26 protein-coding genes are annotated in these 23,585 nt (G+C 67.9%); 16 read left to right on the forward strand and 10 right to left on the reverse strand.

Annotated features, from left to right (window positions below; all coding sequences use genetic code 11):
* Window positions 1-19 precede the first annotated feature (19 nt).
* A complete protein-coding gene (locus LJ725_RS09320) occupies window positions 20-901 on the forward strand; it encodes a hydrogen peroxide-inducible genes activator (protein WP_230550380.1) in 882 nt (293 codons plus the stop codon).
* Between the two features lie 147 nt (window positions 902-1,048).
* Here LJ725_RS09320 and LJ725_RS09325 read toward each other — a convergent pair whose 3' ends face one another.
* Together LJ725_RS09325 and LJ725_RS09330 are read right to left on the reverse strand one after the other, a co-directional pair.
* Entirely contained in the window at window positions 1,049-1,351 is a 303-nt protein-coding gene (locus LJ725_RS09325; RefSeq protein WP_230550381.1) for a hypothetical protein, read from the reverse strand.
* Window positions 1,352-1,355: 4 nt separating this feature from the next.
* Window positions 1,356-1,670: a hypothetical protein gene (locus tag LJ725_RS09330; protein WP_230550382.1), complete on the reverse strand. Its 315-nt coding sequence runs from the start codon at window positions 1,668-1,670 to the stop codon at window positions 1,356-1,358.
* 111 nt (window positions 1,671-1,781) lie between these two features.
* Here LJ725_RS09330 and LJ725_RS09335 point away from each other — a divergent pair, with 111 nt between their 5' ends.
* Genes LJ725_RS09335 through LJ725_RS29125 form a run of 5 tightly spaced genes read left to right on the forward strand, consistent with a single transcriptional unit; the run spans window position 1,782 to window position 6,319 of the window.
* Window positions 1,782-2,456 carry an MSMEG_1061 family FMN-dependent PPOX-type flavoprotein gene (locus tag LJ725_RS09335; RefSeq protein WP_230550383.1) on the forward strand — a complete coding sequence of 225 codons (675 nt, stop codon included), beginning with the start codon at window positions 1,782-1,784 and terminating at the stop codon, window positions 2,454-2,456.
* Window positions 2,438-3,361, forward strand: a complete 924-nt coding sequence (locus tag LJ725_RS09340; protein ID WP_230550384.1) for a fatty acid desaturase — start codon at window positions 2,438-2,440, stop codon at window positions 3,359-3,361. Before LJ725_RS09335 ends, LJ725_RS09340 begins: the two co-directional genes overlap by 19 nt.
* Before the next feature lie 13 nt (window positions 3,362-3,374).
* Complete coding sequence (locus tag LJ725_RS09345; protein ID WP_230550385.1) at window positions 3,375-4,346, forward strand: alpha/beta fold hydrolase; 972 nt, start codon at window positions 3,375-3,377, stop codon at window positions 4,344-4,346.
* Window positions 4,339-5,781 (forward strand): thioredoxin family protein, encoded by a 1,443-nt coding sequence (locus LJ725_RS09350; protein WP_230550386.1) that lies wholly within the window; start codon window positions 4,339-4,341, stop codon window positions 5,779-5,781. The genes LJ725_RS09345 and LJ725_RS09350 overlap by 8 nt, the downstream gene beginning before the upstream one ends.
* A gap of 13 nt (window positions 5,782-5,794) precedes the next feature.
* A complete protein-coding gene (locus tag LJ725_RS29125; RefSeq protein WP_273701383.1) occupies window positions 5,795-6,319 on the forward strand; it encodes a UGSC family (seleno)protein in 525 nt (174 codons plus the stop codon).
* Between the two features lie 46 nt (window positions 6,320-6,365).
* Here the strand turns inward: LJ725_RS29125 and LJ725_RS09365 are convergent, their stop codons facing one another.
* Window positions 6,366-7,424, reverse strand: a complete 1,059-nt coding sequence (locus LJ725_RS09365; RefSeq protein WP_329958353.1) for an alpha/beta fold hydrolase — start codon at window positions 7,422-7,424, stop codon at window positions 6,366-6,368.
* The gene (locus tag LJ725_RS09370; protein ID WP_230550389.1) at window positions 7,405-9,849 is read right to left on the reverse strand and encodes a DUF3772 domain-containing protein; all 2,445 of its coding nucleotides are present in this window, start codon (window positions 9,847-9,849) and stop codon (window positions 7,405-7,407) included. The genes LJ725_RS09365 and LJ725_RS09370 overlap by 20 nt, the downstream gene beginning before the upstream one ends.
* A 207-nt stretch (window positions 9,850-10,056) precedes the next feature.
* On the opposite strand from LJ725_RS09370, the gene LJ725_RS09375 reads away from it, so the two are divergent.
* Genes LJ725_RS09375 through LJ725_RS09385 form a run of 3 tightly spaced genes read left to right on the forward strand, consistent with a single transcriptional unit; the run spans window position 10,057 to window position 12,243 of the window.
* On the forward strand, window positions 10,057-11,160 hold the full coding sequence (locus tag LJ725_RS09375) for a malate/lactate/ureidoglycolate dehydrogenase (protein WP_230550390.1): 1,104 nt from the start codon (window positions 10,057-10,059) through the stop codon (window positions 11,158-11,160).
* A gap of 28 nt (window positions 11,161-11,188) precedes the next feature.
* Window positions 11,189-11,809, forward strand: coding sequence for a glutathione S-transferase (locus tag LJ725_RS09380; protein ID WP_230550391.1), 621 nt, complete (start codon window positions 11,189-11,191; stop codon window positions 11,807-11,809).
* A 5-nt stretch (window positions 11,810-11,814) separates the two neighbouring features.
* On the forward strand, window positions 11,815-12,243 hold the full coding sequence (locus LJ725_RS09385) for a cupin domain-containing protein (protein ID WP_230550583.1): 429 nt from the start codon (window positions 11,815-11,817) through the stop codon (window positions 12,241-12,243).
* A gap of 12 nt (window positions 12,244-12,255) precedes the next feature.
* Here LJ725_RS09385 and yddG read toward each other — a convergent pair whose 3' ends face one another.
* Window positions 12,256-13,137, reverse strand: coding sequence for an aromatic amino acid exporter YddG (yddG, locus tag LJ725_RS09390; protein ID WP_230550392.1), 882 nt, complete (start codon window positions 13,135-13,137; stop codon window positions 12,256-12,258).
* An 88-nt stretch (window positions 13,138-13,225) separates the two neighbouring features.
* Between yddG and LJ725_RS09395 the strand changes: the two genes are divergently transcribed.
* The gene (locus tag LJ725_RS09395) at window positions 13,226-13,975 is read left to right on the forward strand and encodes a DUF1499 domain-containing protein (protein WP_230550393.1); all 750 of its coding nucleotides are present in this window, start codon (window positions 13,226-13,228) and stop codon (window positions 13,973-13,975) included.
* Window positions 13,976-13,985: 10 nt separating this feature from the next.
* Here LJ725_RS09395 and LJ725_RS09400 read toward each other — a convergent pair whose 3' ends face one another.
* The 4 genes from LJ725_RS09400 to LJ725_RS09415 form a co-directional block, all read right to left on the reverse strand.
* Complete coding sequence (locus tag LJ725_RS09400) at window positions 13,986-15,416, reverse strand: sensor histidine kinase (protein ID WP_230550394.1); 1,431 nt, start codon at window positions 15,414-15,416, stop codon at window positions 13,986-13,988.
* A gap of 9 nt (window positions 15,417-15,425) precedes the next feature.
* Complete coding sequence (locus LJ725_RS09405; RefSeq protein ID WP_230550395.1) at window positions 15,426-16,850, reverse strand: dihydrolipoyl dehydrogenase family protein; 1,425 nt, start codon at window positions 16,848-16,850, stop codon at window positions 15,426-15,428.
* Between the two features lies 1 nt (window position 16,851).
* Window positions 16,852-17,559: a TVP38/TMEM64 family protein gene (locus tag LJ725_RS09410; RefSeq protein ID WP_230550396.1), complete on the reverse strand. Its 708-nt coding sequence runs from the start codon at window positions 17,557-17,559 to the stop codon at window positions 16,852-16,854.
* Window positions 17,560-17,647: 88 nt separating this feature from the next.
* On the reverse strand, window positions 17,648-18,286 hold the full coding sequence (locus LJ725_RS09415; RefSeq protein WP_230550397.1) for a glutathione S-transferase family protein: 639 nt from the start codon (window positions 18,284-18,286) through the stop codon (window positions 17,648-17,650).
* Between the two features lie 114 nt (window positions 18,287-18,400).
* Between LJ725_RS09415 and rpmH the strand changes: the two genes are divergently transcribed.
* The 5 genes from rpmH to yihA all read left to right on the forward strand — a co-directional run bounded on the left by rpmH (window position 18,401) and on the right by yihA (window position 21,749).
* Window positions 18,401-18,535 (forward strand): 50S ribosomal protein L34, encoded by a 135-nt coding sequence (rpmH, locus tag LJ725_RS09420; RefSeq protein ID WP_230550398.1) that lies wholly within the window; start codon window positions 18,401-18,403, stop codon window positions 18,533-18,535.
* Between the two features lie 5 nt (window positions 18,536-18,540).
* Window positions 18,541-18,906 carry a ribonuclease P protein component gene (gene rnpA, locus LJ725_RS09425; RefSeq protein WP_268990562.1) on the forward strand — a complete coding sequence of 122 codons (366 nt, stop codon included), beginning with the start codon at window positions 18,541-18,543 and terminating at the stop codon, window positions 18,904-18,906.
* Between the two features lie 63 nt (window positions 18,907-18,969).
* Window positions 18,970-19,236, forward strand: coding sequence for a membrane protein insertion efficiency factor YidD (yidD, locus tag LJ725_RS09430; protein WP_230550400.1), 267 nt, complete (start codon window positions 18,970-18,972; stop codon window positions 19,234-19,236).
* Window positions 19,237-19,260: 24 nt separating this feature from the next.
* Window positions 19,261-21,084, forward strand: coding sequence for a membrane protein insertase YidC (gene yidC / locus LJ725_RS09435; RefSeq protein WP_230550401.1), 1,824 nt, complete (start codon window positions 19,261-19,263; stop codon window positions 21,082-21,084).
* Window positions 21,084-21,749: a ribosome biogenesis GTP-binding protein YihA/YsxC gene (gene yihA / locus LJ725_RS09440; protein ID WP_230550402.1), complete on the forward strand. Its 666-nt coding sequence runs from the start codon at window positions 21,084-21,086 to the stop codon at window positions 21,747-21,749. Before yidC ends, yihA begins: the two co-directional genes overlap by 1 nt.
* An 85-nt stretch (window positions 21,750-21,834) precedes the next feature.
* Here yihA and LJ725_RS09445 read toward each other — a convergent pair whose 3' ends face one another.
* Window positions 21,835-22,521 carry a 2OG-Fe(II) oxygenase gene (locus LJ725_RS09445; protein ID WP_230550403.1) on the reverse strand — a complete coding sequence of 229 codons (687 nt, stop codon included), beginning with the start codon at window positions 22,519-22,521 and terminating at the stop codon, window positions 21,835-21,837.
* 115 nt (window positions 22,522-22,636) lie between these two features.
* On the opposite strand from LJ725_RS09445, the gene argB reads away from it, so the two are divergent.
* Entirely contained in the window at window positions 22,637-23,551 is a 915-nt protein-coding gene (gene argB, locus LJ725_RS09450; RefSeq protein ID WP_230550404.1) for an acetylglutamate kinase, read from the forward strand.
* Window positions 23,552-23,585: the final 34 nt, after the last annotated feature.

Genomic DNA, 23,585 nt, shown 5'->3' on the forward strand with positions numbered 1-23,585 from the left:
TGACGATTATATAGGGTGCATGAAGCCCGTCCCCACCCTGCGCCAGCTGCGGTATCTGGAAGCCGTGGTCGAGCGCTGCCACTTCGGGCAGGCCGCCGCCGCCTGCAACGTCAGCCAGTCGACCCTGAGCGCCGCCATCCAGGAACTTGAGGATCTGCTGGGCGCGCCGCTGCTGGAGCGCACCAAGCGATCGGTCGTGCCGACGGCACTGGGCCGCAGCGTGGCCGAGCGGGCGCGCGGCCTGCTGAAGGGCGCGGAGGACCTGGTGGACCTGGCGCAGGCGGCGCGCGATCCGCTCTCGGGTCCGCTGCATCTCGGCGTCATCCCGACCATCGGGCCGTTCCTTCTGCCCCGCGCCCTGCCGCGCCTGCGGGAGCGTTTCCCCAAGCTGCAGCTCTATCTCCGCGAGGACCAGACGGCGCGCCTGCTCGACCGCCTCGACCGCGGCGAACTGGACGCCGTGCTGCTGGCCCTGCCCTATGCGCTGGGCGATCTCGAGGTGATGGATCTCGGCCAGGACCCGTTCTCGATCGTCTATCCGGCGGGCCACCGGCCGGCCGCCAACATCGCCGACGAGAACCTGCTGCTGCTCGAGGACGGCCACTGCCTGCGCGACCAGGCGCTGGCGGCCTGCGAGCTGGAAGGCGCGCGGCGCAATGCCGGCTTCAACGGCACCAGCCTGTACACGCTGGCGCAGATGGTGGCGAACGGGCTGGGCGTGACGCTGATGCCGCAGATGGCGATCGACGCCGGTATCCTGCGCGGTCTCGATGTGACGGTGCGGCCGCTCGCAGGCGCAGTGCCGCATCGCCGAATCGGCCTCTCGTGGCGGCGAACGTCTGCGCGCGCCGAAACCTTCCGCCGTTTGGGCGAGGCGCTTACGGCTGAACTCGCGATGTAATGAGATAGAAGCAGGTCAGGTCTGCAGGATTGACTCGACCGCTCCCACAGGCGCCCATGCTACGTCGATGATGCAGAGAATAAAGGCCTGTGCGCCCGACCGCGGATCTCGCGGTCGGGCTCTTTTTTGTCTTACAGGCAGGCAGAGCTACTGGTGCTGCTGTGCCGGCGCCGGAACCGGTTCCGGCGTGGGAGTCGTCGGGATGGGCGTGATGCGCGGCACCTCGGGGGTGCGGCTCGTATCGGCCGGCGCGCCGATGCCGGCGGGGTCCGGGCTGCGCGCCACATCGCTCTGGTGCGCCGTATTGCCCGAGAAGAACATCACGCCCACGGCCGCAACGACCGCCGCCACCACGCCGACCACGAGATAGAGCCCGCGGCTGGGGGCCTTCGGCGTCATGACCACATCGTCGTAGACCGGCTTGTCGAGCCTCGGATCGTAGTCGGTCATGGCGCTACTCCTGCGGTCCGGTCTGCGGTGCTGCCGGCGCCGGGGTCGCCGGCATCGGGATCGAGGCCGGTCGATCCGGGTTGGTGGCGCCGGGCGTCATCGGCGTCTCGGTCACCGTCCGCTCGATCGGCGCCTGCGCCTGCTCGGGGCCGGTGCTGTTCTGCGGATTGCCGAAGTAGAGGAAGCCGCCCACCAGCGCGACGCCCGCCAGCACGGCAAGAAGTATGTAACCGGGGCGTCCGTCATCCGGCGCACGGTAGGGATCCTTCGGGTCGTAGCCGAGACGGCCCGGGCCCAGGTTCGGATCGTAGTCACTCATCTGGTCCTCCTTTTGCTGTGTGTCTGCGGGACCAACGCCATGTCTCAGCTGATGGTTTCGCCCGAGAGGGGTGCCTGCTACCCTGACCTGCAGATTCCGGAGGTCTCATAGATGCCCGATTCAGTGCCTTTTTCCGCTCCTCCGACGCAACCAGCACTTCTCGATGCCGAGGGCGCGGCGGCTCTCGTGGCCTCCTACGCGCCGGTCAGCGTGACCGCCGCCGTCAAGGACATCGGCCGCATCGATGCGCATATGGGCCGCTTCATTGCGCTCTCGCCGATCTGTCTCATCTCGACGGCCGACGCCACGGGCAAGCAGGACGTGACCCCGCGCGGCGATCCGCCGGGCTCGTTCAAGGTGCTCGACGAGAAGACGATCGCGCTGGCCGACCGGCCGGGGAACAACCGGCTCGATACGCTGCGCAATCTGCTGGAGAACCCGGAGGTCGCGCTGATCTTCCTGCTGCCCGGCGTCAACGAGACGGTGCGCGTCGCCGGCACCGCGCGCCTGTCGGTCGATCCGGCGCTGCTGGAGTCGATGGCGGTGCAGGGCAAGGCGCCGAAATGCGCGATCGTCGTCTCGGTCCGCCAGGCCTATCTCCATTGTGCCAAGGCGCTGCTGCGCTCGCGCCTGTGGTCGCCCGACTATGTCCAGCCCAAGGGCGCCTTCCCCTCGATCTCGCGCATGGTCGGCGACCAGATCGGCCTCAGCGAGGAGGAGAAGAAGAAGCGCGAGGCGGCCACCGAGCACGCGTACAAGGAGGGCCTGTGGGCACCTATACAATAACCGGCCAGCGCGCCCGCCAGATGCGGGTGGTGCCGGCCGACGTCCTGAAGCGGCTCTATGCGCGCGACGACACCAAGGGCCTGGTCCAGACAGGCGCACATCTCGCCCTGCTGATCCTTGGCGGCTGGCTGGTGCTGGAGACGCGCGGCACCTGGTGGGTGCTGCCGGCACTGCTTCTGCAGGGCGTGTTCATCAACTCGCTGTTCGGCGCCATGCACGAATCGGTGCACTACGGCTCGTTCAAGACGCGCTGGATGGCCGATCTCCTGGCCTTCTTCTCGGGCGCGGCGATCCTGAACAATGCCGGCTTCTACCGGCACTATCACCTCGCCCACCACCGCTACACCCAGGATCCCGACCGCGATCCCGAGCTGATCACGTCGGGGACCCCGCGCACCTGGAGGAACTATCTCTTCCGCATCAGCTCGATCCCGTTCCTGATGATCCGCGTGCGCGACATCTTCCTGTTCCCGTTCGGGTTCCGGGGCGACGTCACCTACATCCACGAATCGGCGTGGCCGGAGGTGCGGCGCTGGGGCCGCTGGCTGCTCGCGCTGTATACCGCGCTGATCGTCGGCTCGATCCTGCTGAAGACCGACGTGGTGCTGTGGGTGTGGTTCATCCCGCTGCTGATGGGCCTGCCGCTGCTGCGGCTCTATCTGCTGACCGAGCACACGCTCTGTCCCAACAGCGACGACGGTTTCGCCAACACGCGCACGACGATCTCGAATCCCGTCGTGCGGTTCCTGATGTGGAACCTGCCCTATCACGCCGAGCATCACCTGCTGCCGAACATCCCGTTCCATCATCTGCCCGAGGCGCACAAGTATCTGCGGCCGCACCTGAAGTACGTCGCGAAGAGCTATACCCAGACGCACGGCGAGATCATCCGCAGCTTCGGCTGAACGGGAGGGCGAAATGCGGACAAGCGAGGGAGTGTGGTCGGCGGATCATGTCCGGCTGCAGCGCGGCGGCACGTTGAAGCAGGCGCGCATCGTGTGGAAGACCTATGGAACGCTGTCGCCGAAACGCGACAACGTCATCCTCTATCCGACCAGCTATGGCGCCCATCACACCGACATCGAATGGCTGGTGGACGTGCGGCACTGCCTCGATCCCAGCCGCTACTTCATCGTCATCCCCAACATGATGACGAACGGGCTTTCTTCCTCGCCGTCGAACACGCCCGACTTCCCGCAGGTCACGACCTTCGACAATGTCATGCTGCAGCGGCAGATGCTGGTCGAGCTGTTCGGCATCGACCGGCTGAAGCTGGTCTATGGCTGGTCGATGGGCGCGCAGCAGGCCTATCACTGGGGTGCGCTGTTCGGCGAGGCGGTCGAGCGCATCGTCGTCAATTGCGGCTCGGCGAAGACCGCGCCGCACAACTTCGTCTTCCTCGAAGGCATCCGCACGACCTTGCAGGCGGCCGCGACGCCGCAGCAGGGATTGCGCGCCATGGGCCGCATCTATGCCGGCTGGGCGCTCAGCCAGACCTTCTATCGCCGCGAGATGTGGCGCGGGCTGGGCTTCGACAGCCTCGAGGATTTCCTGGTGCGGTCGTGGGAGGCGAACTTCCTGCGTCGCGACAGGGACGATCTGCTGGCCCAGCTTTTCACCTGGCAGCACGGCGACATTTCCGCCAACGATCTCTATCGTGGCGACCTGCAGATGGCCTTGGCCGGGATCAAGGCCAAGGTGCTGCTGATGCCATCGGCGACCGATCTCTATTTCCAGACGGACGACAACAGGGAAGAGTTGCCGCATCTCAAGTATGGGAAGCTGGTCGAGATCCCGTCGGTCTGGGGTCATCGTGCCGGCAATCCGCGCGACAATTCCGAGGATGCCGCGTTCATTGATGCCCAGGTGGAGGCTCTGCTGAATGATTGAGATGCTACCCGCGGACGGGCTGGTAATCGTCGCCAAGCACGAGTGCCATACCTGCGTGCTGGTCGAGCCGGTGATGCAGAGCCTCGACAGGGCCGGCCCGCTCACCGTCATCACCCAGGACGATCCGGCCTTTCCGTCGGGCGTCGGCCGCGTGCTCGACGACCAGCAGCTCGAACGCTCGTTCCATCTCAAGATCGAGGCCGTGCCGACGCTGATCCGCTACGAAGGCGGCCGCGAGGTCGGCCGCACCGTGGGCTGGGATCGCGCCGAGTGGACCCGCCTCGCCGGCGCCGCCGCTGCGGGCGAGGGCCTGCCGGCGTGGCAGCCGGGCTGCGGCTCGCGCAGCGTCGAACCGGGCGTCCAGGAAGCGCTGATCGCGCGCTACGGCGATCCCGGCCTCGCGTCACGCGAGATCCCCGTCGGCGAATGGGACGATCCGATCGAAGCCTGTTTCGAGCGCGGCTGGAGCGACGGCCTGCCCGTCGTGCCGCCGACCGACGAGCGCATCCTGCGCATGCTGGGCGGCACCGACCGCAAGCCCGACGAGGTCGTGGGCCTCGTGCCGCCCAACCTCGCGCCCTGCACGGTCGAGAAGGTGGCGATCAACGCGGTGATGGCCGGCTGCAAGCCCGAATACATGCCGGTCGTGCTGGGCGTGCTGGAAGCCGCGCTCGATCCGCTGTTCGTGCTGCACGGACTGCTCTGCACGACGCATTTCTCCGGACCGCTCGTCATCATCAATGGCCCGGCGGCCAAGGCGGTCGGCATGAACTCGGGCGTCAATGCGCTCGGCCAGGGCAACCGCGCCAATGCCACGATCGGCCGGGCGCTGCAGCTCATCGTGCGCAACGTCGGCGGCGGGCTGCCCGGCGGCATGGACCGCGCGACGCTGGGCAATCCCGGCAAGTACACGTTCTGCTTCGCCGAGGACGAATCCGATCCCGATTGGGAGCCGCTGGCGCAGCGCCGCGGCATCCCGGCCGGCAAGAGCGCCGTCACCCTGTTCCACGGCGAGGGCGTGCACGGCTTCATCGATCAGAAGTCGCGCACGCCGGAGGAACTCACGCGCTCGCTCGCGATGGGCCTGTTCGGCGTCGGTCATCCCAAGCTCTGCGATTCGGGCAATGCGGTGCTGGTCCTGTCGCCCGAACATTATCGGATCTTCAAGGAAGGCGGCTGGAACCGCCGCCGCATCGAGGAAGAGCTCCATCAGGCGCTGAAGCGGCCCGGTCGCGACCTGATCCACGGCGCGCAGGGCGTGCCGGAGGGGCTGCCGGCTTCGATGGCCGACAAGGTCGTCGACAAGTTTCAGCCCGACGGGCTGCTGATCGTTCGCGCCGGCGGGCCGGCCGGTCTATTCTCCGCCATCATCGGCGGCTGGCCCGGTCAGCGCGTGCGCGAGGAATGCCAGGCCGTCACCCACGAGATTCGCTGAAGGACACGTAACCATGAACTATTCAAGCAAGCTGCGCGATCCGACGGCCGAGACCTCGCCGACGCGTCGCGCCCGCCTCGCCCCGCCGGCCTCGCTCGACGGCAAGGTCGTGGCGCTGATGGATATCGGCAAGTCGCGCGGCGCGGAGTTCCTCGACCGGCTCGAAGGCCATTTCAAGTCGGCCGGCGTAGCGACCAAGCGCTACCGCAAGCCGACCAACACAAAGGTGGCGCCGGCTGCGGTGATGCAGACGATCGCGGCCGAAGCGCAGCTCGCGGTGATCGCCTTAAGCGATTGAGGCTCCTGTACATCGTGCAGTCTGCACGACCTTCATAATCTCGACGGACGCGGGCTCCCCGGCGTCAACATCGTGACTACCGAGTTCGTGGACGGCGTCACCGCGCAAAGCGATGCGCTGGGCTTCGAGCCGGCGGTCGTCTACGTCCCGCATCCCATCCAGAATCGCACCAGGGCCGAGATCGACGAGATCGCCGACCGCGCCTTCGCGCAGGTGATGGTGCTGCTGAAGAGCGAATAGCGTCGTCTCACTGGAGCGCGCCACTCAGTGGCGCGCTCCAGTGAGTCTATTCCTTCTCCGGCACGACGGCGGGCTGGACGGAGTTGTCGGTGGCCGCGTCGTCTTCCGGCTCCGACGTCGCGGACGTTCGCGGCGGCAGGGGCGCGTTGGCGATGAAGGCCGCGACGACGGCGGCGGTGGCGCGCGGGGCTTCTTCCATCGGGTTGTGGCCCAGGTTCTCGAAGATCTCGAGCTTGGCGCCCTTGATGTCCTCCTGAAAGCGGAAAGCGTCGGCCACCGGCACCCAGCGATCCTTGGCGCCCCAGATGATCAGCGTCGGCACGTCCATGCGCTTGAGCGGCGTCGGATCGAGCGGCTCCTGCGTGCGGGCGCGTTGCAGCGTCGCCTCGCGATTGCCGGGAAAGCGCTGCAACTCGGAATAGCGACGGATGCGATCGGGCGTCACCATCGCGGGGTCGGCATAGACCTCGGTGAGCGAGCGGCGAACCAAACCCTCCGGCTTGAAGTAGATCCCGACGTCGCCGACGACCGGCGTGCGCGCGAGTCGCGTCGGCAGGGGGGCCTCGCCGCTCGCGCGTGGATAGCCCGCGGCATCGACGAGGATGAGCTGGATGACGCGGTCGGGCCGTGTCGCCGCGAAGGTCCAGGCCACGGCACCGCCCAGCGAGTGGCCGGCCACCACGACCTTCTCCAGGCGGAGCGTATCGATCAGCACCTCGATGAAATCGGCATAAGCCTCGACCGTGTATTCGTCGCGCGGCCAGGCACCGGTCAGGCCGTGACCCGGCAGGTCGACGGTAATGACGCGCGCCTCCTTGCCGAGCTCGCGCGCCCAGCCCTCCCACATGTGCAGCGAGCCGTTCGAGCCGTGGATCAGCAGGATCGGCACGCCGTCGGGATTGCCCTGCTCGCGGACATGGGCGCTGACGCCGCCGACATCGACGAAGCGGGAGCGGTCGTTGGTGTAGCGGGCGATCAGCGTCTCGGGCCGCAGGGAGGGCGCGTAGGCCCACATCGCCACGCCGGCCAGCACGGCGGCGCCGAACAGCGCGTAGAGCGGCCAGCGGCGCGGCGGGGCCTCGTCCCTACGGCGCCGGGGCGGCATCGCCTGGCCTTTCCGAGCCGGTTTCCTTCGTTTCGGGCGAGGGATCGGCGTGCAGCGAGAAATTCAGCTTGTCGAGGCCGCGCACCTTGAACTCGGGGATGGGGCTGGGATCGATGATCTTGTTCTCGATCAGCTTCTGCAGGATGGCCCGGTTGAGATCGTTGGTCACGATCAGCCGGTCCTCGAGGCGGGCGACGAAGACGAACAGTTCGAAGTCGAGCCCGCTGGAGGCGACCTTCACGAAGCGCACGATCGGCGGCGGCACGCGCAGCACGCGGGCATGCGCCAGCGCCGCTTCGCGCAGGATCGCCTCCATGGCGTTCACGTCGGTGCCGATCGGCACCGTCAGCTTGATCTCGATGCGGCTCGACGTGTCGGAGTAGGTGCGATTCACGACCGGGTTCTGGAGGAACAGGCTGTTCGGCACGATGACGTGTGTGCGCTGGAACGTCTCGATCTCGGTCGCGCGGATATTGATGCGGCGCACAAAGCCCTCGTGGCCGTTCACCGTCACCCAGTCGCCCGCCTTGATCGGCCGTTCGACCAGCAGGATCACCCCCGAGATGACGTTGTTGGCGATGTTCTGGAGGCCGAGGCCGATACCGACCGACAGCGCGCCCAGCACGATCGCGAGGTTGGTGAAGTCGACCCCCAGCGCGCCGATCCCTACCAGGATGGCGATCATCACGCCGACATAGTTGAGACCGGCGTCGATCGACTGGCGCAACGGCATCGGCGCATCGACGGTCGGCAGCACGCGGTCGCGCACGATGCTGCGCACCAGCCGCGCGAGCAGCATGCAGACGAAGAAGGCGACGATCGCCATGCCGACGTTGCCCAGCGAGATGGTGACGCCGCCCACCTTGACGCCGCGCAGGAGCTGGCCGAACCCGTCCATGATCGCGTCGGTGTCGACGTTCCAGGTCGCAGGGATGGCGATCGACAGGAGCAGGATCAGCGCCGCATCGAACACCAGCAGTACGAGATACTGGCCGCGCAGGTTGGTGTCGGGCGCGAGCCCGAGGCTGCGCCGAACCCATTTGCCCGACGGCGAATTGGGCGACGCGGCCGCCTCCAGCAGGTCGGCGACAAGGCGATGCAGCAGCAGGGCGATGCCGATCAGCAGGCAGGTCGTCGAGATCGCCGAATGGAGGTGCGAACCGAGGGTCGCGTAGCCGATGAGCGAGAAGATGATCGACGAGAAGACGGCAATCACGAGCGCGAACCGCGCCACGGTCCACCAGCTGCCGCCGATCATCGGCGGCAGCTCGGAGCCTTCGGGACGGGCCGCTTGCCAGGCCCGGTTGGAGAGGCCGGGAAGGCTGAGGACGGCGACAACGCTGGTCAGCACGACGGCGCCGACCGCGGCCACGGCGTCACGTCCCTCGCCGCGCGTCAAAGCCAGGTAGACGAACTCGAGCGGCAGGCTCACCGAGAACAGGCGGCGCAGAGCCTGGGAAAGATACTGCGCGGCATCGTCGGTCAATGGCAGCACGCGCCATTCGGGACGCGCCGGCGAGAGACCCGCCGAGGTCATGCCGAAGACCAGCAGCAGCAGCACGAGGCGCAGCACGGCATCCGGGATCAGCGTGTCGATGGGAGAGGGCGGATGGCTGGCCAGCAGCAGCTTGCCGATCAGCCAGACCGCCAGGATGGGCACGAGGACGAGGCCGAGCCCGTCGATGGCCGTCACGATGGTCTGGTCGCTGTGGGCGTCGATATGCGTGCCGCCCCGTCCGAAGCGGCGACGCAGCCATCGCCCCACCCACCACAAGAGTATCGTGATGACCGCCCACAGGCCGAGCGGCACCAGTTCGGGGCTGGCCGAGCCCAGCGACAGGAAGCCGTCGCGGCTCCAGGTCGCCATGGCTGTGGTGAGTCCCTTCATCGAGGCCACGAGCTGCGGCCCGATCTTGTTCCACACACTGGGCGACAGGGGCGAGGGATCGCGGCGCAGCAGGGTCTGCAGGACCAGCTCGCCGCGCAAACGGGTCATGCGTTCCAGCAGCTGGTCGGCGCGGGCGATCACGACCTCGCACTGCTTGAAGCGGCTCTCCGCGACCGTGGCCTGCTCGGTCAGGCGTTCGCGTTCGGCCTTCACGGCATCGGTCTCGGGGGGCGCATCGGCCCCGGGCTTCAGTTCCAGCGGCGCCAGCAGCTTCTTGGTGTCCGCCAGATCGTTGCGCGCCAGGGCGGCGGCGGCGAGCGCCGCGGCCCGCACGTCGGTTGCCTGCTCGCGCAACCCGTCGATCTCGATCGGCAGCAGGTCCGCCTGCTCGGTGCGGGTCGCGATACGGTCGAGCTGTCGCCCCCACAGCTCGATGAGCTGGCCAAAAGGACGTTGCGGCTGCGGCACGGTTTGCGCCGAGGCCGCGACGCTTGCGAACAGCAGCACGAGCCATGCGAGGCGGGCTAGAGATCGCATTCGGTGCGCGATTCCCGGAAACGACGGAAGGACTTCGTGGTCACTACCACGGGTGACCCGGACCGGGCCATGCCGCAGGCCTTCTGGCCGCGCAGGACGGCGAAATCAGGGCGCGTTTCGCAAGCCCTTCGACGGTGGCCGCTTCGTCGTTGACAGGGCCGGGGCGACGCGGAACCTTGCCGCCCGAAACGAGAAAGGGAGACAGGCATGGCCGAGGGCCAAGGTTCCGTTGGTGAAGTCCGCATCAAGCCCGACCGCCTGCACGACTTCACCATGGCGATCTGCCGGGCCGACGGCAGCTCCGCCGAGGAAGCGAAGCTCGTGGCCGACCATCTCGTGCTGGCCAACCTGTTCGGCCACGACAGTCACGGCGTCGGCATGATGCCGCATTACATCCAGAACACGATGAACGGCGCCTGCAAGCGCAACCATCACGCCACGCTCGATCGCGACAACGGCGCGGTGATCGTGGTCGATGGCGGCGCCGGCTACGGCCAGGTCATCGCCAAGGAGGCGATGGACATCGGCATCGAGCGCGCGAAGAAGCACGGCGTCTGCGTCGTCGGCCTGAAGAACTCCCACCATATCGGCCGCATCGGCCACTGGGGCGAGCAGTGCGCGCGCGCCGGCATGGTCAGCACCCATTGGGTGAACGTGCACGGCCACAAGTCGCTGGTCGCCCCGTTCGGCGGCGCCGAGGCGCGCTTCACGACCAACCCCTACTGCACGGCCATTCCGCGCAAGGGGCAGGAACCGATCGTGCTCGACTTCGCGACCAGCCAGGTGGCGATGGGCAAGGTCCGGGTCGCCAACAACAAGAAAATCCAGATGGAGGAAGGCCTGCTGATCGACGCGGGGGGCAAGGCCACCACCGAGCCCGGCGTGATGTACAATGCGCCCTACGGCGCCATCCTGCCGTTCGGCCTGCACAAGGGCGGCGGCCTGGCGGTGATCTGCGATCTGCTGGCCGGCGCGCTGACCGGCGGCCGCACGCACAGCCCGCGCACGATCAAGAAGGACGGCACCGACATCATCAACAACATGCTGTCGATCATCATCGATCCGGATTCGATGGGCGGCACCGCCTTCTTCGAGGACGAGGTCGACAACTTCATCGGCTGGGTGAAGTCCGCCAAGCCGCAGCCCGGCGTCGCCGAGGTGCTGGTGCCGGGCGAGCCGGAACGGGCGCGCAAGCTCGACCGGGAGAAGAACGGCGTGCCGATCGACACCACCACCTGGCAGCAGCTCGTCGACACCGCCCGCACGGTGCGCCTGAACGACACCGACATTCCCCAGATGCCCGGCGCCTGACGCGCCCGGAAGACAGGAGAGACCGAGCATGGCCAAGATGAAGCTCTACTACGCGCCCTCGTCGCCCTATGCCCGCAAGGTGAGGGTGCTCGCCATCGAGGCCGGCCTCGACAAGAAGATCGACATGGTGAACGTCGCCCTGACCCCGGTCGCGCCCAATGCCGACGTCGACAAGCACAACCCGATCGGCAAGATCCCGGCGCTGTCGACCAAGAACATGGATCTCTTCGACTCGCCCGTGATCTGCGAGTACCTGGACAGCCAGCACAAGGGCCGCAAGCTCTTCCCGCGCAAGGGGCGCGAGCGCTGGATGGCGCTGCGCCAGCAGGCGATGGCCGACGGGCTGCTCGATGCCGCGTTGCTCGCCCGCTACGAGAGCTTCCTGCGCCCCGAGGAGAAGCGCTGGCCCGACTGGTCGAAGGGCCAGATGAAGAAGATCGACGGCGTGCTCGACCAGCTCGAGGCCGAATCCAAGGTGCTGAAGGGCAAGCCCACGATCGGCACCATCTCGATCGGCTGTGCGCTGGGCTATCTCGACTTCCGCTTCGGCAGCCACGACTGGCGGGCCAAGCGCCCGAAGCTCGCCAAGTGGTTCGCCGCCTTCTCGAAGATGCCGTCGATGAAGGCCACCGTCCCGCCGCCGGCCTGATCGACATGACCGCCGACGAGATCATCGCCCGCCTCGGTCTACAGCCGCATCCCGAGGGCGGGCACTTCCGCGAGACGTTCCGCTCTGCCGATCCGTCGGGCAACGGCGGACGCGGCGCCAGCACGGCGATCTTCTTCCTGCTGAAGGCAGGCGAGCGCTCGCACTGGCACAGGGTCGATGCCGGCGAAGTCTGGCACCATTACGCGGGCGCGCCGCTCGAACTGTCGATGAGCGACGACGGCCGCACCACGCGCCACTTGCGCCTCGGCAGCGATTTCGGCCTCGGCGAGTCGCCGCAGATCGTGGTGCCGCGCGGCGTCTGGCAGGCCGCCCGCTCGCTCGGCAACTGGACGCTGGTCGGCTGCACCGTGGCCCCGGCCTTCGACTTCGCCGGTTTCGAACTCGCCCCGCCGGGCTGGCGTCCGGGCGCCTGATGGAGCGCGTCGTCAGCGCTTCCAGAGTTCTCGCGAGGCCAGCACGGCGCCGACCGTGACCAGCAGGGCGGCGGCGATCAGCGTGCCGGTCGGTTCGGCCTGGCCGACGATCACCAGGATTGCGGTCGACAGGATGGGCGTGGCGTAGGAGATGGCGCCCAGCGCGCGGATGTCGCCGCGCTTCACCGCGTGATCCCAGAAATAGAACGCAGATCCCGCCGGCCCGAGGCCCAGCGCCAGTACGGCGAGCCAGGCCGTCCCGCTGGCCGGCCAGACCGTGTGCTCGAAGGCCAGGTGACAGGCCAGCGAAAGCACGGCCGACGCCGCACAGAAAGCGGCGATCGCATCGGTCGGCGTCTCGCCGAAGCGGCGCGACAGCACCGAGTAGATCGACCACGCAAAGGCGCAGCCCAGCGCCAGCAGGTAGCCCAGCGCATGGCTGTCGGCGAAGCTCAGGCCGCGGCCGAGGGCGAGCAGGGCCACGCCCGCGAATCCGAGGGCGGCGCCGGCCAGATGCGGCCAGCCCAGCCGCTCCCCCGCCAGCGGCGCGGAGAGCAGCACGATCAGCAACGGCCAGAGATAGTTGATGAGGTTGGCTTCGGCCGGCGGGGCGAGCTGGAGGGCGGCGAAATAGAGGGCGTGGTAGCCGAACAGGCCGCCGATCCCCAGCAACCAGACGCGGGCCGGCCATCCGACCAGCCCGGCCCAGCCCACGCCGCGCGAAAGCGCGCGCACGATGCCGATCGTGGCGCCGACCGCGAAGGTCATGGCGACCATCTGGAAGGGCGGGATCGGGCCCGCCGACACGGAGAGCAGGGCGAGCGAGCTCCACAGGGCAATCGAGATCAGGCCCGCCGCCATGGCCCGGCGCCGGATGGTAGAGTCGCGCGTCATCGACGCCGCATAGAGAATGAAGCGGAGATTGTCGAGCGGATGCGCAGAACGCTTTTCGCGAGTACGATGCGGCTGCAGCGGAGCCTGGATGTTCGTTAGGCCGACCAATCCGATCAGTCATCGACTGGCGCGTATCGCCTTCATCTTAGCGACCGTGGGGTCGCTGATCGTAGCCGTCTCCGGCCCGCTGCATCGTTACCTCGGCCTCGACATCGAGGCGGCCATCGCCGTCTTCCGCTACGGCTTCTATCTCACGGTCGCGGGCATCGCGCTCGGGCTCGGCACCATGCTGCCGGCACGGCCGGGCGACCGCCGACGGGGCTTCGTGGCGGCTTTCCTCGCTATCGCGATCGGCTTGGCCGGCGCCTGGGTCCCTCTGCACTGGTTCCTGCAGGCGCAGCACCGGCCGGCGATCAACGACATCACCACCGACACGGCCAACCCGCCGCCCCTCGTCGCCACCGCGCAACTGCGGCGCGGCGCACCCAATCCGCCCGCCTATCCGAAGGAGAATGCCGCGATCCAGCGCGCTGCCTTCCCCGACATAGAGCCGGTGATACTGGCCGTGCCCCCGGCCGAGGCCTTCAAGCGCGTCGACCGCGTGGCCACAGCGCTGGGCTGGGACGTCGTGGCGCGCGTCCCCAATGAAGGCCGCCTCGAAGCCGTCGCGACCAGCCCCTGGTTCGGCTTTCGAGACGACATCGTCGTGCGCATCCGGCCGCAGGGACCGGGCAGCCGCATCGACATCCGTTCCAAAAGCCGCATCGGCGAAGCCGATCTCGGCGGCAATGCCGAGCGGGTGCGCAGCTTCATCGCACGGCTGAAGGCCGAGATCTGACCGCCGCGCGTCAGGCGAGCGGCAGCGTGAAGCAGAAGAGCGTGCCTTGCGCGTTCGATTCGATCAGCGCGATGTCGCCGCCGTGCAGGCGCACCAGGTCGCGGGCGATGGCCAGGCCGAGGCCGGTGCCGCCCGGCCGTCCGCCGGACGTGAACGGCTGGAAGAGCTGCCGTGCCACCGCGGGCGGGACGCCGGGTCCGTTGTCCAACACTTCGAGCAGCAGGTATCCGCCGTTGCGGCGGGCGCGCACGGTCACGCTCGTGGCGCCGGCCTCGAAGGCGTTTCGTCCCAGGTTGATGAACACGCGATAGAGCAGGTCGCGGTCGCATCGCGCGGCGCCGCCGCTCCCGATCTCGTTGATCCAGGTGCGCAGCGCGTTGGGATCGTGGTCCTCGCCCTGCTCCTGCAGCGCCACGCCGACCTCGTCGACCAGATCGGCGAGATCCACGTCGGCCAGCCGGGGCGAGGGCTTGTCGCGCACGTACTCGATCGCGTCGCTGGCCAGCCGCGCGGCGCGGTCGATCGTGTTGAGGATGGTCGGCGCCAGCGCGCGCGTGCGCTCGTCGTCGCTGCGCGCCAGCCGATCCGACAGCAGGCGCGCGGTCGAGAGCATGTTGCGCAGATCGTGGTTGATCTTGTTGGTCGCGGCGCCGACCTCGGCCAGCCGCGATTTCTGGCGCAGCGAGGCCCGCAGTTCGCGCTGCAGGATCTGGAACTCCCGGTCGACCACGCCGATTTCGTCGTTGCGTCGCACGGGACCGCGCTCGGCCTTGGCTTCTTCCGGCGCGCGACGGAAGGCCGTCATGGCGGCGGACAGGTCCTGCAGCGGCCGCACGACCAGCCAGCGCAGCGCCAGATAGAGCAACGACGCGGTGAACAGCGCGACGATGATCGACAGGATGAGGATGCGGCTGGCATAGGCATACATGGCGGCGCGCATCGGCGGCTCGTCGACCACGATCCAGACCATGGCGCCGGGCAGGCGCATCGATTCGCCGCCCACACGGATGAAGTGCGAGCCGTCGCGGGCCATCGCTTCGAGCGCATCCCAGATCAGGCCGAGGGCGCCGCGGTCCTTGAGGTTGAAGCCCTGCATCTCGGGCCGCGGCTCGATGTTCATCAGGGCGCGCTTGGGCTTGTTCGGTTCGACCAGCACGACGGCCTCGACGCGCGCATGCGCCAGCAGAGAGCGTTTGACCTGTTCGGTCACCATGTTGTCGGGCGTGGCGTCGAGGGCCAGTGCCGCCAGAGTGCCGCTCTCGATCAGCTGTTCGAGATAGACCAGGCGGAAGCGTGCGATCGAGGGCAGGAAGATCGCAACCTCCGCCGTCATCACGGCGACAATGACGAGGCCCAGGATGCGCCACGACAGTCCGAAGGCCAGCCCACGCCGCTGCGCGGGGCGGACGGATTGTTCCGTCAGGGTGGCGTCGGCGGTCATCGTCTCACTTTACCAGACCGGCAATCGGGCGAGGAAGCGCACCAGCCCGCGCGTGCGCGGCCCGAAAAGCCTCGCGGCGTAATAGCTGCCGGCGGCCCGCTTGGCCGTCTCGCCGAGCGTCGGATAGGGAGGTACGAATCCCGCCAGGGTCGAGATCTTCAGGCCCGCGGCGATGGCCAGGCACCAGGTCTGGATCAATTCGCCGGCCTGCGGCCCGGCAATGCCGGCACCCAGCACGCGACCGCGATGGTCGGTGATCACCTTCACCAGCCCGTCGGTCTCGTATTCGGTCTGCGCGCGGTCGTTCTCGGCGAACTTCCAGCGCAGCACCCTGACGCCGTCGCCATGCTTTGCGCGCGCCTCGCGTTCGCCGGCACCGACCTGCGCCAGTTCCGGATCGGTATAGGTCGCCCACGGCACGATGGCGGGGTCGAGCTTTGCCGGCGCCCGGAACAGCGCGCCGCGAATGAACAGCGAGGCCTGGTGACCGGCCATGTGCGTGAAGGCGGGGCGGCCGTTGCAGTCGCCGATGGCCCAGACGTTGCGGTTGGAGGTCCGAAGCGAATCGTCGACGGTGATGCCGCGCCGGTCGTGCGCGATGCCGGCCCTGTCGAGGTCGAGCGCCTCGACGTTGGGAATGCGCCCGGCCGCGACAAGTAGATGCGAGCCCTCGATCCTCGCGCCGCCTTCGAGCACGGCCGCGATGCCGCCGTCGGCGCGCTCGACCGACGCCACCCGCGTTCCCTCGCGGATGTCGATCCCCTCGGCGCGCAGCCGGGCCAACACGATCGCCGACAGTTCGGGGTCGTCCTTGGCCAGGCAGGTCGCCGCTTCCAGCACGGTGACGCGCGCGCCGAGCCGCCGGAAGGCCTGCGCCATCTCCAGGCCGATCGGTCCGCCGCCCAGCACAACCAGATGCGAGGGCAGCGTACGGTTGGCGAAGATCGTCTCGTTGGTGAAGTGGGGAACTTCCGTCAGGCCCGGCACCGGCGGCAAGGCAGGACGCGAGCCCGTCGCCAGCACGATGCGCTTGCTGAGAATGCGATGGCCGCCCGCCTGCAGCTCGTTGCGCGCCACGAAGCGGGCCTCGTCCTGCAGCACGCGCACGCCGAGCTTCTCGAAGCGTTCGACGGAGTCGTTCGGCGCGATCGCGGCGATCACGGTTGCGACGTGATCCATCACCTTGTCGAAATCGACCGCTGGCTCGACGGGGGCGATGCCGAACGCCGCGCCGCTTCGCTGTGCCTGCGCCGCGCGGGCGGCCGCGATCAGTGCCTTCGACGGCACGCATCCGAAGTTGAGGCAGTCGCCACCCATGAGTCCGCGCTCGACCAGCACAACATCGAGGCCCAGCTGGGCGGCACCGGACGCCACGACCAGTCCGGCCGAACCGCCGCCGACGATGCAGACGTCCGGGGTGAGCCGCCCACTCACCTCAGGTCTCGCGCTTCCGGCGCAGCTGCCGGTAGATCACCGGCACCAGCGACAGTGCCGCCAGGCCCATGAGCGGCAGCAGGATTCGCCACTCGAAGACGATGCCGAGATCGGGTTGCTCGCCCCTCTTCAGCACCAGGCCGAGGCCGGAGCCGACACTGGAATAGACCACCGCGGCGGGCGCGATGCCCAGCATCGTCGCGGGCACATATCGCCTGAGCCGCATACCCAGCAGGGCCGGCACGATGTTGACCAGCCAGAAGGGAAAGATCGGCACCAGCCTCAGCGACAGGAGATAGCTGAAATCGTCGGTGCGGAATCCTTCCTCGAAGCGCGCAAGCCGCGTGCCGGCGCGCGCGCGGAAGAGATCGCGAAAGGCGTAGCGCGCTGCGAGGAAGACCGCGATGGAGCCCGCGGTCGCGCCGACCACCGACAGGAACGCCCCCGGCCATGTGCCGAACAGGAAGCCGCCGACCGGAGTCGCCACGATGGCGACCGGCAGGGAGAAGGCGACCATGACGGCATAGACCAGCATGAAGGCGATGGCCGCCAGCACACGGTGCGCGGCGACCCACGCCGTCAGCGTCGCCTTGTGACGGGCCAGCATCTCATAGGAGAAATAGCGCTCGAGACCGAGCAGCAGGAAAATGGCCAGCCCCACCAGCAGGATCGCCACTGGCAGCAGCCGGCGCAGTGTCGACGCGTTCATCTGGCCTTTCGTCTCGCCCCGACCCGATATTGACGCCGCGACGCCGATCCTCAAAGCACATGCTGTCACGCCTGAGTGACCGGCGGTCTCAGGACGGCAGACCCGGATCCGTCGTTGCCAGGGTCGGGCGTCGGGCGAGCTGTCGCCACCAGCCGGCCAGCCGCGGCCGCGCGGCCAACAGCGCGGCGCCGCGCGGGGACTGCGCGAAGTAGGCGATCATCGCACCGAAATGAAGGTCGGCCAGCGAGAGATCGGGACCGGTGAGCCATCGGTCGTTCGCGGCCAGCGTCTCGAGGGCGTCGAGTGCCTTCGAGGCCGACGCCAGCCCCTGCTCCAGTTCGGCCGGGTCTCCGTTCGCTCCCGTGCTGGGGCGAAGCACGTCGTGCACAAAGACCTGCCGCACGAGCGGCCAGTACGCGTAGGCATCCACCACGCCGATGATCTGGTCCATGCGGGCGAGCCGCCGTGGGGCCTCGGGCTGGAGGGCGGGTCCTGGGAAGGCCCGATCGATGTAGCGCGTGATGGCGCCCGTCTCGTAGAGAGCGAAACCGTCATGCACCAGGGCGGGCACGCGCCCGAAGGGATGGAGGGCGAGATAGGCGGCGGGAACGTCGGCGGCGAAGGGGTTCACCTCCGCCCGCTGGTAGGCGACGCCCTTTTCCTCCAAGACCAGCCGGGCGATCCGGACGTACACGCTGTAGCGATAGCCGTGAAGAATGGGGCGCATGGGGCATCCTAGCCCTCGTTGACTCCGGAGGGGCACACGCTTATTACCCTCGCCCACGGATTTCGCCCCCGGTGCACCGCGCGGGGGCCTTGTTGTGTTCTAAGGAGTTGCGTCATGAAACGCACCTATCAGCCGAGCAAGCTGGTTCGCGCCCGCCGTCATGGTTTCCGCGCCCGTATGGCGACCGTCGGAGGCCGCAAGGTCATCGCGAACCGTCGTCGGTCGGGCCGCAAGCGCCTGTCGGCCTAGTTCTTTTGCCGCCGGCGCGCCTAGGGCGTCTGCCGAACCGTAGCGACTTCCTGCGCGTCCAGGCCGGGCGGCGATGTGCCATGCCCGGCTTCGTCCTGCAGGTTGCCCCCCTTCCGCCCGGCCTCGCCTTTCCGGCCATCCGGGTCGGCTTCACCGTCAGCCGCAAGGTCGGCAATGCCGTCGTCCGCAACCGGGTCCGCCGGCGTCTGCGCGAAGTGGCACGTCTGGTGATCCCGCATGGCGCGCGCGCCGACCAGGATTATGTACTCGTCGGCCGGCAGGGAGCCATCGGCCGGGATTTCACCGTCCTGCAGGCGGAGCTCCGGGAGGCGTTGCGGCGGCTGAAGTCGCTTCCCATCGCGACGCCATGACTGCCCCCTGAGCTGCATTGGCTGCTTGCGCCGGGCCGCTTAAATCGCCAGTTTCCGGGCCGCATGATGTCCTTGGTCCTGCGCGGCGCGATTCGTTTCTACCAGCTCACGCTCGCCTACTTCTTCGTCGGTGCCTGCCGCTACGAGCCATCGTGCTCGGCCTACGCGGTCGAGGCCCTGTCGAAGCATGGCGGACTGCGGGGAACCTGGCTTGCCGCGCATCGCCTGTGCCGCTGCGGTCCTTGGGGCGCCGGCGGCTACGATCCCGTACCGCCGGCCGCCGCGCGTCCGCGCACGCCGCTTTCCTGTCACCCCGCCCGGCGCACCTGACGCGTCACGAAAGATCGCCGCCAAATGGATCAGAAGAATTTTATCGTCGCCATCGTCCTCTCGGTGCTGATCATCGTGGGCTGGCAGGTGGCGTTCCCGCCGTCCAAGCAGGCGACCCAGACCGCCCAGCAGCAGGCGTCGACACAGTCGGGCGCGCCGGCGGCGCCGGCCGGCCAGAATGGGACCGCGCCCGGTGCGACGCCCGGCCCCGGCAGCATTCCGGCGCAGCAGCCGGTCGTGAGCCGCAGCGAGGCCGTCGCGCTCACGCCGCGCGTCACCTTCAATACGCCTGAGTTGACCGGCTCGATTTCGCTGAAGGGCGCGCGCATCGACGACGTCCAGCTCGTGAAGTATCGCGAGACCATCGATCCCAAGAGCCCGCCGGTGCCGGTTCTCTCGCCGATCGGCAGCAAGAACCCCTATTACGCCGAGTTCGGCTGGTCCGCGTCGGATCCCGCCATCAAGGTCCCGGGCGCCGACACGGTGTGGACGTCCGACGCGCAGACCGTGGCGCCCGGCAAGCCGGTCAAGCTCACCTGGGACAACGGCCAGGGCCTGGTGTTCGGCCTCACCATCTCGATCGACGAATTCTTCATGTTCGACGTGAAGCAGAGCATCGAGAACAAGACCGACAAGCCGGTCACGTTGTTTCCCTGGAGCCTGATCGTCCGCTACGGCGAGCCGACCTACGAGGGCATGTACATTCTCCACGAGGGTCCGTACGGCGTCTTCAATGGCACCCTCAAGGAGTTCAGCTACTCCGACTTCAAGGGCAACAAGCAGCAGAAGATCTCCACCACCGGCGGCTGGGTCGGCATCACCGACAAGTACTGGATGGCGACGCTCATCCCCAACCAGCAGTCCAAGGTCGACGTTTCGCTCAAGCAGACCGGCACGGGCGCCGACGTCAAGTACCAGGTCGACTATGTCGGCAGCGGCGTCGCCACAGCGCCGGGCGCGACGACCATCACCGACGCCAAGCTGTTCGCCGGCGCGAAGATCGTGCGGGTAATCTCCGACTACGAGAGCAAGTACGGCATCGAGAAGTTCGACCTGACGATCGACTGGGGCTGGTTCTCGTTCTTCACGCGGCCGCTGTTCTGGCTGCTCGAGTGGCTCTACGTGCATCTCGGCAATTTCGGGCTGGCGATCCTGACGCTGACCGTGATCGTGAAGGCGGTGTTCTTCCCGCTGGCCAACAAGTCCTACGCGGCGATGAGCAAGATGAAGCGTCTCCAGCCCGAGATGGAGAAGCTGAAGGAGCGCTACGGCGAGGACCGCCAGCGCATGAACCAGGAGCTGATGCAGCTCTATCGCCGCGAGAAGGTGAACCCGGCGGCGGGCTGCCTGCCGATCCTGGTGCAGATCCCGGTGTTCTTCGCACTCTACAAGGTGCTCTACACCACCATCGAGATGCGCCATCAGCCGTTCTACGGCTGGATCAAGGACCTCTCGGCGCCGGATCCGCTGACGATCCTGACCGGCTTCGGCCTGTTCCCGTGGGACGTTCCGTCGTTCCTGCACTTCTTCAACATCGGCATCTGGCCCATGATCATGGGCGTCACGATGTACCTGCAGCAGAAGCTGAACCCGCAGCCGACCGATCCGGTGCAGGCGCGCGTGTTCCAGTTCCTGCCCATCCTCTTCACCTTCATGCTGGCACCCTTCGCCGCCGGCCTGGTGATCTACTGGGCGTGGAGCAACATCCTGTCGATCGCGCAGCAGTACATGATCATGCGCCGCCACGGCGCGCCGGTCGGCAACAAGCCTGTGCCGGCGGCGCTTCCCGCCGCGCCGGCGTCCACCGACGGCAAGAAAGGCGGCAAGGGATCCGGCAAGAAGGGCTGATGCCGGACAAGTCACCCGATACGGCGGCCGACGAGGGCTTTTCGCCGGCCGAGCTCGAGGCGGCCCGCAAGCTGTTTGCCGGCCCCTGCGACTTCGTCTCGGGCGCCGCCTCGGTCGAATCGCTGCCCGGCATCTCGCTCCCGGAAGTGGCCTTCGCCGGCCGCTCCAACGTCGGCAAGTCGAGCCTGGTCAATGCGCTCACCGGCCGGCGCACCCTGGCGCGCGTCTCGGCCAACCCCGGTCACACGCGCCAGGTCAATTTCTTCAACCTGGCCGACCGGCTGATGCTGGTCGACCTGCCGGGCTACGGCTTCGCCAAGGTCTCGCGCTCGATGAAGGAGACGTGGCAGGACCTCGCCTCGGCCTATCTGCGCGGCCGCCCGACCCTGATGCGCATCTTCGTGCTGATCGACGGCCGGCACGGGGTGAAGGAGAGCGACCGCGAGACGATGCGCAACCTCGACAGCGCCGCGGTCTCCTATCAGATCCTGCTGACCAAGACCGATTACCTGCGCGCGTCGGACATCGCGGCTGCGGTGAAGGCCGCCGAGGCCGTGGCCCGCAAGCACGGCGCCGCCCATCCCGAGGTCTTGCCGACCAGCAGCGAAACCGGCTTCGGCATTCCCGAACTCCGCGCCGAGATCGTCGCCGTCGCGCAGGTTTAGCCACGGAGCGCGCCACTCCAGTGGCGCTCACGAGCTTGATGCGCCACTGGAGTGGCGCGCTCCAATGACAGATGACATCGCAAGGCTAAGCCGCGTCGTGGAAGATCAGGCCGAGGGTGAAGCGCTCGCCGTGGCGCAGGCTCGAGACGCCGTGGCGCAGGGCGGTGCGATGCCAGCCGCGCACGCCCCTGGCTGGCCGTTCGTTGACTGCGAAGATCGCGGCATCACCCTGTTCGAGGGGCACGACCTCGCCGCGCGATTGCATGCGCGGCCGCTGCTCGACCAGCATGAATTCGCCGCCGGAGAAATCCCGGCCGGGTGCGCTCAGCAGCACGACGACCTGCAGCGGGAACACCATTTCGCCGTAGAGGTCGCGGTGCAGGCAGTTGTAGTCGCCGGGCCCGTAGCGCAACAGCAGCGGCGTCGGCCGCGTCTGGCCGGCCTCGTGGCACTCGCGCAGCCAGGCATCGAGGGTGGCAGGGAAGCGCCTGGGCTTTCCAAGCCGCTCGTTCCAGCGGTTGGCGACCTCTGCGAGCGCCGGATAGAGCGCCTGCCGCAGCCGCTCGACGGGTGCGGGCAGGTCGTAGGCGAAATACTGGTACTCGCCCTGACCGTAGCCGTGGCGCTGCATGACGATGTGCTTGCGGAACCGGGCCTGCTCGGGCCACAGGGCCGCCAGCCTCCGGCATTCGTCGGCGTCGATCAGGTTCTTCGCCACGGCGAAGCCGCGATTTGCCAGGGTTTCGCTGTCGAAAACGGATGAAGCTGCCATGCGGACATCCTGACGCGGCGGGGCCGGTTCTTCTATCCGCGACCCGCCTGATATATTATGCGCCTTGGCCCTCTCCCGCGCGGAGAGGGCTTTCGTTCAACTGGGGATGCTGGAAATGGCCGAGGCTGTTCAACCGGACAAGGAGCAGAAGCGTCTCATCCGCATGGCGGAGACCATTTCCAAGGCGCTGCCCTACATGCGCCGGCACAACGACGCGACCTTCGTGGTGAAATATGGCGGCCACGCCATGACCGATCCGAAGCTCGGCGACCTGGTCGCCCGCGACGTGGTGCTGATGAAGCAGGTCGGCATGAACCCGATCGTGGTCCATGGCGGCGGTCCCCAGATCAACAAGATGCTTGAGCGGGTCGGCATCAAGAGCACCTTCGTGAACGGGCTGCGTGTCACCGACGCCGCGACGATGGAGATCGTGGAGATGGTGCTGGCCGGCTCGATCAACAAGGCGATCGTGGCCGACATCAACGAGTGCGGCGGCATCGCGGTCGGCATCTGCGGCAAGGACGGCAACCTGATCCTCGCCAAGAAGATGACCGAGACCCGGGACCCCAAGACCGGCGAGCTGCTGAAGGTGGACCTGAAGCAGGTCGGCGAGCCCGCCAAGATCAACGTGATGGTGCTGGAGCAGCTGCGCCGCGCCGACGTGATCCCGGTGGTCGCCCCGATCGGCTTCGGCGTCAACGACGAGCTGACCTACAACATCAACGCCGACACCTCGGCCGGCGCCATCGCCGGCGCCATGAAGGCCAAGCGCTTGCTGTTCCTGACCGACGTGCCGGGTGTGCTGGGCAAGGACGGCAAGGTGATCCCCGAGATGACGATCGAGCAGGCGCGTGCCCTGATCGCCGATGGTACGATCTCAGGCGGCATGATCCCCAAGGTCGAGAACTGCATCGACGCGGTGAATTCGGGCGTCGAAGCCGCCGTCATCATGGACGGGCGGGTGCCGCATTGCCTCCTGCTCGAGGTCTTCACGGAGGCGGGCGTCGGCACCATGGTGCGCCGCGCCTGAGTCCGCCCGACCTTGAAAAACCCCATTTCCCTGC

Source organism: Reyranella aquatilis (assembly GCF_020880995.1).
GTDB classification, from domain to species: Bacteria; Pseudomonadota; Alphaproteobacteria; order Reyranellales; family Reyranellaceae; genus Reyranella; species Reyranella aquatilis.